Origin of the sequence: Haloplanus sp. XH21 (assembly GCF_023276355.1) — an archaeon.
Lineage (GTDB): Archaea > Halobacteriota > Halobacteria > Halobacteriales > Haloferacaceae > Haloplanus > Haloplanus halobius.
In genome coordinates this window covers 1,767,456-1,780,480 of the sequence record NZ_JALLPL010000001.1, presented here as the reverse complement: position 1 = coordinate 1,780,480, position 13,025 = coordinate 1,767,456, and the positions used below count along the sequence as shown (strand labels likewise).

Here is a 13,025-nt window from a genome sequence, read left to right as displayed (position 1 = left end):
CACGTGGGGATACCCATCGAGGTAGGCAGCCCGTTGGTGCGATCAGCTGGATCGTTCCCACGATGCTGGGCCCAGCAGGGTCTGCAACCTACATGAGCCGGTGTGGTATTCCCGGGAGCACCCGAAGTACGCCCCCGCGATGAGACGCACAATCACGACTACCCGTTCGTGGTTGCGCAGTTGGAAAGTCGTACAGATAGATAATCAACTGCCGAACGCTCGGCAGTATCCGTGAGCCGATGGTCCAGCGGGCGACGATCTGTGCCTTGGGCGCACAGGACCGAGGTTCGAATCCTCGTCGGCTCAGTGTGCCGTGTCTGGGGAATGGTGACCCCACTGGCCTGCTACGCCAGCCCCGGCGACGGGTTCCCGGTTCAACTCCGGGACACGGCGTGATGTCAAAGAATATTTGCCCTGACTGCAACGAGGAAGCGTTCCGCCACGTCCCGCTCGGTGAAACAACGTCCATCGACACGATTGGAAGTGTGAGAATCTGCGTCACCGGCGACGGCGCTTACTTCCACGGAACGAGGTGACCGCCTTTCGCCCCTACCGTGACTGGGTGTTGGTGACCTCGCTTACTCCAAAAGCGAGGGTCAGAAGCTGAGCAATACGCATCTTCCGACATCCCGTGAGTAGCGCGAAGGGGGCTCGTTGGGGCTTGCTCCGACGGCGTGTGGTGAGACAAGCAGATTGGTGACTGCGCTCGGTTTGAAACCGAGAGCTGCGAGGCTTCGGAGTTCGACTCTCCGTCTCACCGTTGGCGGGATTTCCCTAGCCCGGCCAAGGGACCGCGTTGGAAGCGCGGCGTCCGCGAGGGCACGAGTGTTCAAATCACTCTCCCGCCGCTGCGTGCCGAAGTGATTCGCAGAGTCATTAGCGATTCTCGAATTGTGCCGCCATGCCAGAGTGGTCAAACGGACACGGTCGAGGACCGTGTGGTTAGTCCTTCCCAGGTTCGAATCCTGGTGGCGGCATGCCGGTCACTGTACCGGTACACGATTCCCTGTATTCCCTGTCGCCGTACCCAAGTGGTCAACGGGAAGCGGCTCAGAACCGCTGGCGTAGGTCCTTCCGAGGTTCGAATCCTCGCGGCGACATTTCTCCCTGTGGTCTAGCGGCTACGATGCCTCCCTGTAGAGGAGGAGACGCACGTTCGAGTCGTGCCGGGGAGACTGCGGGACGGTGGAAGAGCCTGGCATTCACGCTCTCGCCGAGTTTTTACCGGAGATCCGGTGCGACGGTGAGGGCTCCTTCATCTCACTTGTAACGAGAACACGCAGGTTCGAATCCTGCCCGTCCCACTGGCCGATGACCCTTTCCAGGAGAGGCCAACCCGCTCCAGTGGAGTAGCGGCCAAACTCACGGCCCTCTCACGGCCGAGCCCCCGGTTCGAATCCGGGCTGGAGCATGTGGGCCCGGAGCCTATGAGGACAGGCGAGCGGCTTTTAACCGCAGGATAGCGGGTTCGAATCCCGTCGGGCCCTCTCGATGCCTGGGATACCCCCCTGGTGGGGGTGCCGGGCTGTTACCCCGGTCGCGGGAGGTTCGAGTCCTTCCTCAGGCGCTCGGAACCAATTGCAGTGAGGCTCCCGGAGTCTCCGTTGGCGAGGGACGCCAGTCTTTCAAACTGGAGGTCGGGGGTTCGATTCCCCTCGGGAGCACTCGGGAACTGGCAGTGGACAGTGACGCTCTGTGTCGTACCAGCGAGGTAGCGACGCAGACCGGTGACGCGTCCTCTGTCGGTTCCCATAGCGTGCGGTCGACGAGACGGTGCGTTCCTTCAGCCCGCAAGGCCCACACCGGGAGTCATAGCCCGTCGCGCCGTCAGTTTCCCGACCGCACGTGGCGACCGTCGAGTCGGGGCGTTGCTTCGCCAGGAACTCGCAGGTTCAAATCCTGTCGGTGGCCTCGTCCATCGAGAACATCCCGGACAAAGAGAGCACGTGGGTGCTCTCGACACCGGATCCGCCTCGACAGTTTCCCGGTCGCCATCACTCATCCCGTGGCCGTCGAGTTGGAGCCATCCTTCGCCTCTGGAGCCGGAAGTCCGGGTTCGAATCCCGGCGGTGGAATCCGTTCGTCCACCGTAGTGTAACCAGGTAGCACGCTGTTCCGGCTCCAGCAGTTTTCCGGCCACTCTCATGTTCCCGTAGCTCAGCCTGGACAGAGCACCGGCCTTCGAAGCCGGGTGTCGCACGTTCGAATCGTGCCGGGGACGTTCGCTGCTTGCACCGCAGGTGAGCAGCACTGGTATCGGAGTCGCCTGTTGCGGCTCCGAGTGATAGCATGGAATTCAACAAGCCAAAGCAAACGGTCGCGGAGGCGACGCGAACCACCAACTACGAAGGTGGGGAAGCGTTCGACCCTGCCGACCCTCGACTCGCACTGTACAAGCGCACGATCAACCAACTGCTGGAGGGCTCGTTCTACGAAACCGATGACGAGCAACTCGCTGCTGTCGTCCGGCGGTTCGACGCCGCGGCAGACGAGGATCCGGAGTTCGTCCTGAAGCTCGCCGCGTACGCGCGCCAGGAACTCTACCTGCGGGACATTCCACAGGTCCTGCTCGTACTGGCAGCCAACGACGACCGGTTCAAGGATGACTCACCCGAGTCACTCATCCGCGAGTGGGCACCGGCGATCATCCAGCGGATGGATGAAACGGCGACCGCCCTCGCTATCCACGACCAGTTGTTCGGCGGGACTGCCCCGTGGCCGCTTCGACGCGGCATCGAAGACGCGCTCGTTTCGATGGCGGACGCCTACACGCTGGGCAAATACGAGCTGTCGCGGCGTGAGGTAACGCTGCACGACGTGTTCAATCGCGTCCACCCGAAGCCGGTCGACGCCGACCAGGAGGTGCTATTCGAGGAGTTCATGCGCGGCGACCTCGACGACTATCCCGACGTCGAACCGTTGCCATCGCCCAACACCTGGGAAACCGTCATCTCCGAGCGCGGCAACACTCAGGACGCTTGGGAGACGCTCCTCGAAGACGACGAATACACGCTGCCGATCTTCGCGTCGATCCGGAACCTCCGGAACATGCTCGAAGCCGGCGTCGACGAGGACACCGTCGTAGGGCACCTTGACTTGGAAGCAGTCCGGTACGCGCCGCTGTACCCGTTCCGGTACTACCAGGCGTACACCGCGCTCCAGAATGCTGACGTCCAAGCACCAGCGGTCGAGCAGTGGCTGGAGGACGCAATCGACGTCGCTGTCGAGACGGTGCCTGACGGACTCGGAGACACGTTCGTCGCCGTGGACCTCTCAGGGTCGATGGACATGGCGCTATCCACGAACAGCACGCTCAGGCTGAAGGAAATCGGTGCGTTGTTCGGTGCGATCCTGGCCGACCAAGGTGCCGAGGTTGGCGGGTTCGGTGACGACTTCCAGACCGTTCCGATGCACGTGAACACGCCAGTACTGCAGCGTCAAGGTGCGGTACTGGCCATCGACGAGGACGTCGGGAACTCGACGAACGGCTGGAAGGCACTGGAGTACCTCCGCGACCGAGGCGAGCCGGTCGAGCGTATCGTCGTCTTCACCGACATGCAGATTTGGGACAGCACGCCATTCACAGCACGCGATACCCAGACGGTCAAGGCGGCGTTCGACGCGTATCGGGACGAGGTCTCCTCGGACACCGCATTGTATCTCGTCGATCTCGCGTCCTACGGCGACCTCGTGACGCCGGAGGGATACGAGAACGTCTACAACGTTTCCGGCTGGTCGGAGAACGTCCTCTCGTTCATCGAACACGCCGAAAATCCGAAGCAGGTCATCGATGAAATCGAGGCCTTCGAACCTGCATAGTGTTGCCCTCTCATCTTTCCCCGTCAAGTGCGAGTAGTGTAGTTCGGTATCACGCGGTCGTGCCACGACCGAGACGGGCGTTCGAATCGTCCCTCGCGCACTCGGAGCGCAGCTCGTGAATCAGACAGCCCGAGCGACGCTCTTCAACAGAGGTGACATCATGGCAATCTCCAGTGACAACGACCCAGAGCCGATGACGACTGCTGTCGTCACGATCCGCATCCCGTGTGGCGCAGACGGCGACCTCGTCACCGACGCTGAAGAGCGCATCTCACGTCCCGAGGACATCGATGCCGTCACGGTTGACGACCTGCACGGTATCGCTCCGAAGCTTTCGGCAACGACCATCACCGTCGGCATCACCATTCGTTGGACCACGACAATGACCGATGCGCAGGTGAGGAGACGGCTCGCCGAGGTCCCTGGCCTTGAGTCAATTGAGCGGATCGGATGAGGTGTCAAGAACACGCCTCTCCCGACGATTTATGCGGTTGGCTCTCTGTATGAGCAACATGGAATACGCGGGTGACCGCGTGGATAAGAAGGAACTCCGTCGGGAGCATCCTAGCGGATGGCTCTACCTTACGCAGCACGACGCGATCCCGATCCTCGTAGATGCGTTACTCGATCTTCCGCCGAACTGTGAGTTCAACAAAACTGAACTCGCAGGACACGCCGGCGTCACACGCCAGACCGTTGGTAACTACACCGACCTTCTGCTTGAAGTCGAGCTTATTGAGGAGGTCCCGAATACGTCTCCACGTCGATACCGGGTCGCAGACAGCAATGTCGTCCGAGAACTCTTCGAGTTGAACGGCGCGCTCAACAGCGTCGGTGATGAGTAGCAGTTGGAACGACGTCGAAGACAAATATGAGCGACTCAAACGCGCCTGAGCACCTCGACGCGAAGCACGAACGCAACCGCGAGCAGCGCATCGAGAGCATCAAGCGGTGGGTCGACTACATCAAATCAGAGCCGCCCGAGAATTGGGGGCCACAACAAAACGCTGTCGTCAACGACCAACTCAATGCGGCCCAGAGCGTACAGACCCCGGCGTCTCATCAGCAACACGTAAAGGACGTGGCGGCCGAGATCCTCGAAGCGAGCAGCGAGTCCGACGCTAAATCGAAGTAGCCGAGTCACTCGCAGCATTGCCCGAATAGGGATATGTTGTCGCGTCTACTGAACGAATTCCGTTAGACAATACTCCGACCAGCCTACACCACCAGGCGAGTACTCACACACGCACCTGCGTATCTACGTGAGTACGTACATAGGCACGTACCCTAGGCGGAGGTAGATTTTAGGAGGGGAGTCACTTTGTCGACGGCATGTTTCGACGGTCGTTCCTCGGGACTCTCTCAGCAGTACCGTCACTTCCGCTGATCCCCGACCAAGTCCGTCAGGATAAGCGCCAACCCGTTCCGTCCGAAGGCAATCTCATGTTCTGGTTCCATTTCTACGGAGCGATCAAACGCGACCGACCAATGAGCACGGAGTGGGCGCGCGAAAAGACCGTGGAGGAGCTGAATCTTCAGAACCTCACCGAGGAGGAAGCCATCCGCCTCTTAGAATTGGCGAACGAAGGGGTGTACGACACTGACGACGTGCCTGAACGATGGCGTACCCTTTTCGAGAAGATGGAACAGGAACTGTGAGGTACGAGGAACTGCGCGGATGCAGACGGGATCTATATCTGAAGTGCTGAGTTGAGTGGAGGGGGCCGAAGTTGGACGCCAAAGTCTCTCGCGCGCGCCGCCAATTACACTCTCTACCCAAGTATTATGTCCTCGCGGTGTCATTCAAATGCAAGCGAATCGCATGACACTGGCGACCCCCGTTCCGAAACGTGATGAAATCAGATCGGCCGAAGAGGGGTTCTTTTATAAACGCCGTACTGCCGTCTGCCAAATGTTGCCCGTCACGCAGAATGATGGGCGCTGCAGGATTTGAACCCGCGACAATCTGGTCCGAAGCCAGACACTCTGTCCAGGCTGAGCTAAGCGCCCCGTAGTGCAGTCGAACTCGGCGGTCGCTGTTAAGTGCCGCGGTTCGCGACACGATTCGTCAGGTTCATGAGGAATTTGCGGTGTGCACACCGGCTGAACGCTCCAGTATCGGCGTCTCACCGCGCGATTCTACGACAATCAAAAAGAATATTACCGGCTCACTATATGTTCATACCACCTCATGATCTCCGGTGAGCCGTGTCGTCCACAGGGCGAGACTCCACCGTTTCTATCGACCCCTGAGAGGGTTCGCGATGTATGACCTCGGCCCACCGCTGAACGCCGAGGTTGACGAGGGGACGAATCTCTTGCTCTCGGGCCCGGCGCTCACCGGCAAAAAGGAGCTGGCGTTCGACATCCTGACGACCGGCGTTCGCAACGACGAAGGGGCGATCGTCGTCAGCAACACCGACGGCGCCAAACGCGTCTTCGAAGCGTTCTCGGAGCGTATCGACTACGAGGACCGCCCGCTCGCCGTCGTCGACTGCGTGACCCGGCAGCAGGGCGTCAGCGACATCCGTGACGACCCCCGGATCCGGTACACCTCCTCGCCCGTCGACATGACGGGCGTCGGGATCAAGTTCTCCGAACTCCTCCAGGAGTTCTACGAGGAGCGCGGGATCGAGCGCAATCGGGTGTTCTTGGACTCCCTGTCGACGCTTTTGATGTACTCGGACCTGCAGACTGTCTTCCGGTTCCTTCACGTGTTCACCGGACGCGTCCAGAGCGTCGACGGCCTCGGTCTCTACGCCATCGACTCCTCGGCCCACGACGACAAGACGATGAACACGCTCAAACAGCTGTTCGACGGCGTCATCGAGACCCGCGAGGACGCGGAACCGACCGCGAGGTTGCCCGGGAACTGAGTGAGCACCGTCGCTGTGTTCTCTCTGACGGCGGACGATTCATGGGTCGAGAGGGCGTACCGTCGCCCATGCCCACCGCCACCGATGCCGACATCCGCGACCTGCTCGACGTGAACACCATCGCCGTGATCGGCTGTTCGGCCACGCCCGGAAAGGCGGCCCACGACGTGCCCGCGTATCTCCAGCACCAGGGGTACGACATCGTACCGATCAACCCACACCACGACGCCGTGCTCGGCCGCCCGGCCTACGATACGCTCGCCGACGTGAGCGAACGGATCGATCTAGTCGACGTGTTTCGGCCGAGCGAGGAAGTGAGCGGCATCGTCGATGCGGTGCTCGACCGCGTGGCCGAGCGCGGCGACGTGCGCGGCCTCTGGCTCCAGCGCGGCATCCGTGACGACGAGGCGGCGACACGGGCCCGCGAAGCCGGCCTGACCGTCGTTCAGGACCGCTGTCTCAAGGTGACCCACCAGCAGTTCCGGGGCTGAGACGGCGTCAGGCGTCCGATCCCGTCTTGGACTGCTCGTCGTTCTCCTCACCGGCGACTTCCTCGGCGTCGACGACGTGCGCCTCCGCGATCAGCGTCTCGACGTCGATCCCCTGTTCGGTGGCGATGGCATCGAGAATGGCTCGCTGTTCGGCGAGTTCGCGGTCGATATCGTCGACGCGCTTGCGGGTCTCGTCGACGGCGTCCCGCGTCTCGTCGACCTGCTCGCGAAGCTTGTTCAAACGCGTGTAGACATCCTCGGCCATGTCCGTGACCTGCTGGAGCTTCTTCGCCGTGCTTCCGAATCCCATACGCTCCCCTTCGGCGCGGGCCTTGAGTGTGTTTCGGGGTGGCGACGCGTCTCAGAGGGAGGGTCGGGAGAATTAGTCCCTCTCCGCTGCCGCACCGTCGGGGGCGTCCGTGATCGCGACGTGCTCGCCGAGCCACCGCGCCGCCCGTTCGACGGCGTCGGCGTCGGTCCCCGTGATCTTCAGCCGGTTCAACTCCGTACCGCTCGGATAGCTCCCGACCGTCACGTCGAACTGCTCGCGGACCGTCGTGAGCGCGTCGACCATCGACCCCTCCGGCTGTGGGGTGTGAAGCGTCATCGAGACGGTGTCGCCGCCGAACTCGCCGGCGACCTGCTCGAAGAGCGCGCGCATCTCCGCCGGCACGCCCGGGAAGGCGTAGACGTTCTCGAGGACACACCCCGGGCACAACCCCTCGGGGTTGATGAGCGGACGGCTCCCCGCCGGCAGGGCCGCCCAGGCGTCGACATCGATGTCGACGTCGTGGGCCTCGATGGTCTCCGGGTTCGCCTCGCGGTAGGCGGCGACGGTTTCGAGGACGTCCTCTCGGACGGTAGGGTCGACGGCCAAGTCCCGGCCGAAGGCGTCGGCGATGGCGTCGGCAGTCACGTCGTCGGGCGTGCCGCCAAGCCCGCCGGTGACGATCACGGCGTCGAACGCCGCTGACCACTCGCGGACGACGCGCTCGATGACCGCGCAGTCGTCCGGGACGGTGAGGATGCGCGCGACGGTGGCGCCGCGGTCGGTCACTTGCTTCGCCAACCACGTCGCGTTCGTGTTCGTCGTGTCTCCCGCGAGCACTTCGTCCCCGACGGTGAGAATGACGACTTCCATTGGCGACGTGAGGTGGGCCGTGACCAAAAACGGACGGATGCGACGGGGCGGGCGTCACGCGACCGACAGCGCCACGTCGGTCGGCGAGTCCCGTCCGTCCACGGGACTGCCGTGCCGAAACTGCCATCCGTCTCCGCGCGACGAGTATCGCTATCCATGGCTCGAACACGGAACGCGTATCTCGATGCCGGGGTAGCCGTGGCCTACGTCGGCACCGTGCTCAAGTATATCGGCGTGGCGCCGCTGTTCCCGCTCGCCCTGGCGTTTTACTACGGTGAGGATCCGGTCCCGTTTCTCGCGACGATCGTCGTCATGGTCGGGGGTGGGCTCCTCTTGGAGCAGGTCGCGGGCGACGGTGAACTGGGCACCCGAGAGGCCTTCTTGCTGGTGAGTCTCGCGTGGCTTGTCGTCCCGCTCGTCGGGACGGTGCCGTATCTCGTCGCCGGGACGGGGACCATCGCGACGCCCGTCAACGCACTCTTCGAGAGCATGAGCGGGTTCACGACGACCGGGGCGACCGTCCTCGGCGAGATCTCGGTCGAACGGCACGGCCACGCCATGCTGATGTGGCGACAGCTCACCCAGTGGCTCGGCGGAATGGGCATCCTCGTGTTGATGGTCGCGATCCTGCCCGAGCTGTCGGTCGGTGGCGCGCAAGTCATCAACCAGGAGGCGCCCGGGCTCAGTTTCGAGAAACTGACGCCGCGGATCCAGGGGACGGCGCGCGCACTGTGGGGCATCTACGCCGGCGTCACTGTCCTCGCGGCAGTCGTCTACTACGGACTCCATCTGGCTGGCGTCGCTCCCAACATGGACCTGTATAACGCCGTTGCGCACGCGCTCACGACGCTGCCGACCGGCGGATTCTCGCCCAAGGCACGCAGCGTCGAGGCGTTCACCCCTGCAATACAGTGGGCCTTCATGCCGTTCATGCTCGTCGCGGGGACGAACTTCGCGCTGTTCTGGTACGTCCTGAAGGGGAAGCCGCGCCGCCTCACCGACAACGCCGAGTTCCGGTCGTACCTGCTCGCTATCGCCGGATTCGGGGCCGTCATCTCGGCGGTCCTCTACACCGGCGTCGGTCTCGCTGAAGTCCCGGCGAACGTCGACGTGATCCCCGGAAACGTCGAGAACGCGCTCCGGCAGGGGCTCTTTCAGGTGATCGCCATCGTAACGACGACCGGGTACGCGAGCATGGACCTCAACACGTGGGACGCCTCCGCACAGACCATCCTGCTGTTCGCGTACTTCCTCGGTGGCTCCGCGGGGTCGGCCGCCGGATCGATCAAGATCGTGCGGTGGGTGCTCGTCAAGAAGGCCATCGCCCGGTCACTGTTCACGTCGGTCCACCCCGACGCCATCAGACCGGTCCGACTCGGCGACGAGAGCGTCGACGAGGAAACGATCCAGGGCGTCTTCGTGTTCGTCCTGCTCTTTTTTGGACTCTTTGCGCTCTCGACGATCCTGCTCTATCTCGATAGCTTCCGCACGCCCGCCGTGTCGCTATCCGGTCTCGACGCGATGAGCGTCGCCATCGCCACTCTGGGGAACGTCGGCCCCGGCTACGGCGTCGTTGGACCGATGAACAGCTTTCTCCCCTTTTCGGACGCCGCGAAGCTCTATATGGTCTTCCTGATGTGGATCGGACGGCTGGAGGTGCTCTCGGTGCTGGTCATCTTCACGCCGTCGTTCTGGCGGTGGTGACGGGCGGCGTCCCGATTTCGATCAGTCGTACTCGTAGAAGCCCTTCCCCGTCTTCCGGCCCAGGTCGCCCGCATCAACTTTCCGCTTGAGCAGATAGGGCGGCTTGTAGCGGTCGCCCAGTTCCTCGTGGAGCGTTTCGCTGGCGTCGAGACAGACGTCGAGGCCGATGTGGTCGGCGAGTTCGAGCGGCCCCATCGGGACGTTCGTGCCGAGTTTCAGCCCCTCGTCCATGTCGTCCTTGGTGGCGACCCCCTCGTCGTAAGCGCGGATACCCTCGTTGATCCAGGGCATCAGCACGCGGTTGACGACGAAGCCGGGTTTGTCGTCCGCCTCCCAGGTGGTCTTGCCGAAGTCCTCGGCCAAGGCGTGGGAGCAGTCGACCACGTCGTCAGCCGTCTTCTCGCCGACGACGAGTTCGAGCCCCTCCATCAGCGGCGCGGGGTTCATGAAGTGGAGGCCGACGACGAGTTCCGGCCGATCGGTCGCCGACGCGATGGTCGTGATCGAGAGCGTCGAGGTGTTGGTCGCGAGCACCACGTCGTCGTCGACGGTGTCGTCGAGGTCGGCGAAGATATCCTGTTTGACATCCATGTTCTCCACTGCGGCCTCGATGACGTAGTCGCACTCGGCGAGGTCGGCGAGGTCGGTCGTGCCGGTCACGCGGTCGACGACGGCGTCAGCCTCCGCCCCTGTGAGCTGCTCCTTCTCGACGAACTTCGAGAGACTGTCTTCGATGCGGTCGAAGCCGTCCTCGATCAGCGGCGGCTCGATATCGCGCATCACCACGTCGTAGCCGGCGGTGGCGGCCACCTGCGCGATGCCGCTACCCATCGTCCCGGCGCCGACGACTCCGACAGTGTCGATGTCCTCGAATCCTCGCATGTCCGCTCGTGGGTCGGGGAAGGTTGTAAGGGTAGCGCCAGCGCCCGGTTCCGGCTACGTCCGGTGACCCTCCCCGACCTCGTCGCGCACGACGAAATACAGCAGCCAGACGACGATACTCCCGAAGAACGCGCCCACACCCCACGCGAGGGCGTGGCTGCTGTGCCGACGCTTCGCGTCGCGGTAGACGAGGAAAGAGACGACGAGCGGGACGGCAAACGACATGAGCAAGACGAGAAACAGGATCAACAGCTCTGGACCGCCCGGTACGCCGAACTGGAGGGCTGAGATGGGCATACGTCAAATGCACCGCTCTCTGACATAAGGGTTCGGGCGACAGGAGACGATTCCGACCGCCACGGGAGCGTCGACCACGGTCCGGCCACGACCACACGCTTTATGTGTGATTTCGTCGGAACGTTGTATACATGATTCCCGGCGCTGACGACGCGATCACTCGCGACGGCAAGGCGTTGATTCTCGCGTACGACCACGGTCTCGAACACGGCCCGGTCGACTTCGAACCGGTGCCGGAGACGACCGATCCCGCGACCGTCTTCGATGTCGCCACCCACGACGCGGTGACGGCAACCGCCGTCCAGAAGGGCGTCGCCGAGGCGTACTACCCGTCCTACGAGGACGACGTGTCCCTTCTGGCGAAACTCAACGGCACCAGCAACCTCTGGCGGGGCGAACCCGACTCGGCGGTCAACTGGTCGGTCGACTACGCGGCCGAACTCGGCGCGGACGCCATCGGCTTCACGCTGTACGGCGGCTCGAACAACGAAGTCGAGATGGCCGAAGAGTTCCGGCAGGCCCAGGAGAAAGCCCGCGCGCACGACATGGGCGTCGTGATGTGGTCGTACCCGCGCGGGCAGGGCTTGCGAAACGCCAGCAGTCCCGACTCAATCGCCTACTCGGCCCGCCTCGGCCTCGAACTCGGTGCCGACATCGCGAAGGTGAAATACCCTGGGTCGCGCGATGCGATGGAGTGGGCCGTCGACAGCGCGGCCAACACGAAAGTCGTCATGAGTGGCGGCTCGAAGACGAGCGACGAGGCCTTCCTCTCGACGGTCCGGAGCGCGATGGACGCCGGCGCGTCGGGGCTGGCCGTCGGGCGCAACGTGTTCCAGCGCGAACATCCCGAGGCCATCCTCGACGGCCTCGAGGCCATCATCTTCGAGGACGCGTCCGTCGCCGAGGCGCTCGCAACCAACGACGCCCTCGAATCAGACGACCGATGACGCACGACACGGTCGCCGAGATTCGGGCAGCGCTGGCGGCGGCGGCTCCCGAGATCCGCGCCGGCCTGCCCGGGCGGCGCGAGAAGTCGGACGCGGAGAACCCCTCCGGCGACCGCCGGCTCGCGGCCGACGAGTACGCCGACGACCTGCTCGAAACCCGACTCGGCCTCATCGACGGCGTCGGCGAGTACGCGAGCGAGGAACAGAAGGACACCGTCGACACCGGCGAGGGGTACGCCGTCGCGGTCGACCCCCTCGACGGCTCGTCGAACCTCAAGCCCAACAACGTCATGGGCACCATCGTCGGCGTCTACGACGCCCCGCTCCCCGCCCGAGGACGCGATCTGGTGGCCGCCGGCTACGTCCTCTACGGACCGATCACGACGATGGTGTTCGCCCACGAGGGCGCCGTCACCGAGTATCTGATCGAGGACGGCGACGCCACGCCCATCCGCGAGGACGTGACGCTCCCCGACGAGCCGACGGTGTACGGCTTCGGCGGGCGCGTCCCCGAGTGGTCCACGGCGTTCACCGCCTACGCCGAAGAGATCGAATCCGAACTCAAACTCCGCTACGGCGGCGCGATGATCGGCGACGTGAACCAGGTGCTCACCTACGGCGGTATCTTCGCCTACCCCTCGGTGGAGTCGGCACCCGAGGGCAAACTCCGCCTGCAGTTCGAGGGTAATCCCGTCGGTTACATCATCGAAGCGGCCGGCGGTCGGAGTTCGGACGGGTCGGCATCGCTGCTCGACGCCGATGCCACGGACCTCCACGGGCGAACGCCGGTGTATCTCGGGAACGCGACGCTCATCGACCGTCTCGAAGCCGCGCTGGCCTGAGCGGGAGTATTCTAACCGTCGAGAGC

The 13,025-nt window shown here is 63.5% G+C and carries 14 protein-coding genes and 12 tRNA genes; 21 read left to right on the top strand and 5 right to left on the bottom strand.

Annotated features, from left to right (window positions below):
* Positions 1-233 precede the first annotated feature (233 nt).
* From MXB53_RS09340 to MXB53_RS09265, 16 genes are all read left to right on the top strand, one after another.
* Positions 234-306 (top strand) — tRNA-Pro (locus MXB53_RS09340).
* 456 nt (positions 307-762) lie between these two features.
* Positions 763-848: transfer RNA gene (locus tag MXB53_RS09335), tRNA-Ser, on the top strand.
* Positions 849-895: 47 nt separating this feature from the next.
* A tRNA-Leu gene (locus tag MXB53_RS09330) sits at positions 896-977 on the top strand.
* Between the two features lie 40 nt (positions 978-1,017).
* Positions 1,018-1,100, top strand: a tRNA-Leu gene (locus MXB53_RS09325).
* Between the two features lie 3 nt (positions 1,101-1,103).
* A tRNA-Tyr gene (locus MXB53_RS09320) sits at positions 1,104-1,175 on the top strand.
* A gap of 4 nt (positions 1,176-1,179) precedes the next feature.
* Positions 1,180-1,304, top strand: a tRNA-Thr gene (locus tag MXB53_RS09315).
* Between the two features lie 34 nt (positions 1,305-1,338).
* Positions 1,339-1,411, top strand: a tRNA-Glu gene (locus MXB53_RS09310).
* 3 nt (positions 1,412-1,414) lie between these two features.
* Positions 1,415-1,487, top strand: a tRNA-Lys gene (locus MXB53_RS09305).
* Between the two features lie 101 nt (positions 1,488-1,588).
* Positions 1,589-1,664 (top strand) — tRNA-Glu (locus tag MXB53_RS09300).
* A gap of 482 nt (positions 1,665-2,146) precedes the next feature.
* Positions 2,147-2,221: transfer RNA gene (locus tag MXB53_RS09295), tRNA-Arg, on the top strand.
* A gap of 68 nt (positions 2,222-2,289) precedes the next feature.
* Positions 2,290-3,819 carry a TROVE domain-containing protein gene (locus tag MXB53_RS09290; RefSeq protein WP_248897098.1) on the top strand — a complete coding sequence of 510 codons (1,530 nt, stop codon included), beginning with the start codon at positions 2,290-2,292 and terminating at the stop codon, positions 3,817-3,819.
* Between the two features lie 27 nt (positions 3,820-3,846).
* Positions 3,847-3,919 (top strand) — tRNA-Gly (locus MXB53_RS09285).
* A gap of 60 nt (positions 3,920-3,979) precedes the next feature.
* Positions 3,980-4,273, top strand: a complete 294-nt coding sequence (locus MXB53_RS09280; RefSeq protein ID WP_247123360.1) for a hypothetical protein — start codon at positions 3,980-3,982, stop codon at positions 4,271-4,273.
* Between the two features lie 49 nt (positions 4,274-4,322).
* Positions 4,323-4,664: a hypothetical protein gene (locus MXB53_RS09275; RefSeq protein ID WP_248897097.1), complete on the top strand. Its 342-nt coding sequence runs from the start codon at positions 4,323-4,325 to the stop codon at positions 4,662-4,664.
* A gap of 26 nt (positions 4,665-4,690) precedes the next feature.
* On the top strand, positions 4,691-4,954 hold the full coding sequence (locus MXB53_RS09270; RefSeq protein WP_248897096.1) for a DUF8150 family protein: 264 nt from the start codon (positions 4,691-4,693) through the stop codon (positions 4,952-4,954).
* 308 nt (positions 4,955-5,262) lie between these two features.
* Positions 5,263-5,478, top strand: a complete 216-nt coding sequence (locus MXB53_RS09265) for a hypothetical protein (protein ID WP_248897095.1) — start codon at positions 5,263-5,265, stop codon at positions 5,476-5,478.
* Between the two features lie 276 nt (positions 5,479-5,754).
* On the opposite strand, the gene MXB53_RS09260 is transcribed toward MXB53_RS09265, so the two are convergent.
* Positions 5,755-5,829: transfer RNA gene (locus MXB53_RS09260), tRNA-Arg, on the bottom strand.
* Between the two features lie 254 nt (positions 5,830-6,083).
* Between MXB53_RS09260 and MXB53_RS09255 the strand changes: the two genes are divergently transcribed.
* Positions 6,084-6,695: an RAD55 family ATPase gene (locus tag MXB53_RS09255; RefSeq protein ID WP_248897094.1), complete on the top strand. Its 612-nt coding sequence runs from the start codon at positions 6,084-6,086 to the stop codon at positions 6,693-6,695.
* A gap of 68 nt (positions 6,696-6,763) precedes the next feature.
* A complete protein-coding gene (locus tag MXB53_RS09250; RefSeq protein WP_248897093.1) occupies positions 6,764-7,186 on the top strand; it encodes a CoA-binding protein in 423 nt (140 codons plus the stop codon).
* Positions 7,187-7,193: 7 nt separating this feature from the next.
* On the opposite strand, the gene MXB53_RS09245 is transcribed toward MXB53_RS09250, so the two are convergent.
* Together MXB53_RS09245 and MXB53_RS09240 are read right to left on the bottom strand one after the other, a co-directional pair.
* On the bottom strand, positions 7,194-7,496 hold the full coding sequence (locus MXB53_RS09245) for a DUF5798 family protein (protein WP_248897092.1): 303 nt from the start codon (positions 7,494-7,496) through the stop codon (positions 7,194-7,196).
* Between the two features lie 72 nt (positions 7,497-7,568).
* Positions 7,569-8,327: a competence/damage-inducible protein A gene (locus MXB53_RS09240; RefSeq protein WP_248897091.1), complete on the bottom strand. Its 759-nt coding sequence runs from the start codon at positions 8,325-8,327 to the stop codon at positions 7,569-7,571.
* Between the two features lie 156 nt (positions 8,328-8,483).
* On the opposite strand from MXB53_RS09240, the gene MXB53_RS09235 reads away from it, so the two are divergent.
* Complete coding sequence (locus MXB53_RS09235) at positions 8,484-10,031, top strand: TrkH family potassium uptake protein (RefSeq protein ID WP_248897090.1); 1,548 nt, start codon at positions 8,484-8,486, stop codon at positions 10,029-10,031.
* A 21-nt stretch (positions 10,032-10,052) separates the two neighbouring features.
* Here the strand turns inward: MXB53_RS09235 and MXB53_RS09230 are convergent, their stop codons facing one another.
* Together MXB53_RS09230 and MXB53_RS09225 are read right to left on the bottom strand one after the other, a co-directional pair.
* Positions 10,053-10,913: a 3-hydroxyacyl-CoA dehydrogenase family protein gene (locus tag MXB53_RS09230; RefSeq protein WP_248897089.1), complete on the bottom strand. Its 861-nt coding sequence runs from the start codon at positions 10,911-10,913 to the stop codon at positions 10,053-10,055.
* A gap of 54 nt (positions 10,914-10,967) precedes the next feature.
* The gene (locus MXB53_RS09225; protein WP_248897088.1) at positions 10,968-11,210 is read right to left on the bottom strand and encodes a hypothetical protein; all 243 of its coding nucleotides are present in this window, start codon (positions 11,208-11,210) and stop codon (positions 10,968-10,970) included.
* Positions 11,211-11,341: 131 nt separating this feature from the next.
* On the opposite strand from MXB53_RS09225, the gene MXB53_RS09220 reads away from it, so the two are divergent.
* Positions 11,342-12,157 (top strand): class I fructose-bisphosphate aldolase, encoded by an 816-nt coding sequence (locus MXB53_RS09220; protein WP_248897087.1) that lies wholly within the window; start codon positions 11,342-11,344, stop codon positions 12,155-12,157.
* On the top strand, positions 12,154-12,999 hold the full coding sequence (locus MXB53_RS09215) for a class 1 fructose-bisphosphatase (RefSeq protein ID WP_248897086.1): 846 nt from the start codon (positions 12,154-12,156) through the stop codon (positions 12,997-12,999). The genes MXB53_RS09220 and MXB53_RS09215 overlap by 4 nt, the downstream gene beginning before the upstream one ends.
* Positions 13,000-13,025: the final 26 nt, after the last annotated feature.

What these genes read in the sequence shown, in the direction of transcription:
- MXB53_RS09235 (WP_248897090.1), top strand. Translation starts at nt 8,484, where the DNA reads ATGGCTCGAACACGGAACGCGTATCTCGATGCCGGGGTAGCCGTGGCC.
- MXB53_RS09215 (WP_248897086.1), top strand. Translation starts at nt 12,154, where the DNA reads ATGACGCACGACACGGTCGCCGAGATTCGGGCAGCGCTGGCGGCGGCG.
- MXB53_RS09280 (WP_247123360.1), top strand. Translation starts at nt 3,980, where the DNA reads ATGGCAATCTCCAGTGACAACGACCCAGAGCCGATGACGACTGCTGTC.
- MXB53_RS09225 (WP_248897088.1), bottom strand. Translation starts at nt 11,210, where the DNA reads ATGCCCATCTCAGCCCTCCAGTTCGGCGTACCGGGCGGTCCAGAGCTG.
- MXB53_RS09250 (WP_248897093.1), top strand. Translation starts at nt 6,764, where the DNA reads ATGCCCACCGCCACCGATGCCGACATCCGCGACCTGCTCGACGTGAAC.
- MXB53_RS09270 (WP_248897096.1), top strand. Translation starts at nt 4,691, where the DNA reads ATGAGCGACTCAAACGCGCCTGAGCACCTCGACGCGAAGCACGAACGC.
- MXB53_RS09275 (WP_248897097.1), top strand. Translation starts at nt 4,323, where the DNA reads ATGAGCAACATGGAATACGCGGGTGACCGCGTGGATAAGAAGGAACTC.
- MXB53_RS09290 (WP_248897098.1), top strand. Translation starts at nt 2,290, where the DNA reads ATGGAATTCAACAAGCCAAAGCAAACGGTCGCGGAGGCGACGCGAACC.
- MXB53_RS09265 (WP_248897095.1), top strand. Translation starts at nt 5,263, where the DNA reads ATGTTCTGGTTCCATTTCTACGGAGCGATCAAACGCGACCGACCAATG.
- MXB53_RS09255 (WP_248897094.1), top strand. Translation starts at nt 6,084, where the DNA reads ATGTATGACCTCGGCCCACCGCTGAACGCCGAGGTTGACGAGGGGACG.
- MXB53_RS09245 (WP_248897092.1), bottom strand. Translation starts at nt 7,496, where the DNA reads ATGGGATTCGGAAGCACGGCGAAGAAGCTCCAGCAGGTCACGGACATG.
- MXB53_RS09240 (WP_248897091.1), bottom strand. Translation starts at nt 8,327, where the DNA reads ATGGAAGTCGTCATTCTCACCGTCGGGGACGAAGTGCTCGCGGGAGAC.
- MXB53_RS09230 (WP_248897089.1), bottom strand. Translation starts at nt 10,913, where the DNA reads ATGCGAGGATTCGAGGACATCGACACTGTCGGAGTCGTCGGCGCCGGG.
- MXB53_RS09220 (WP_248897087.1), top strand. Translation starts at nt 11,342, where the DNA reads ATGATTCCCGGCGCTGACGACGCGATCACTCGCGACGGCAAGGCGTTG.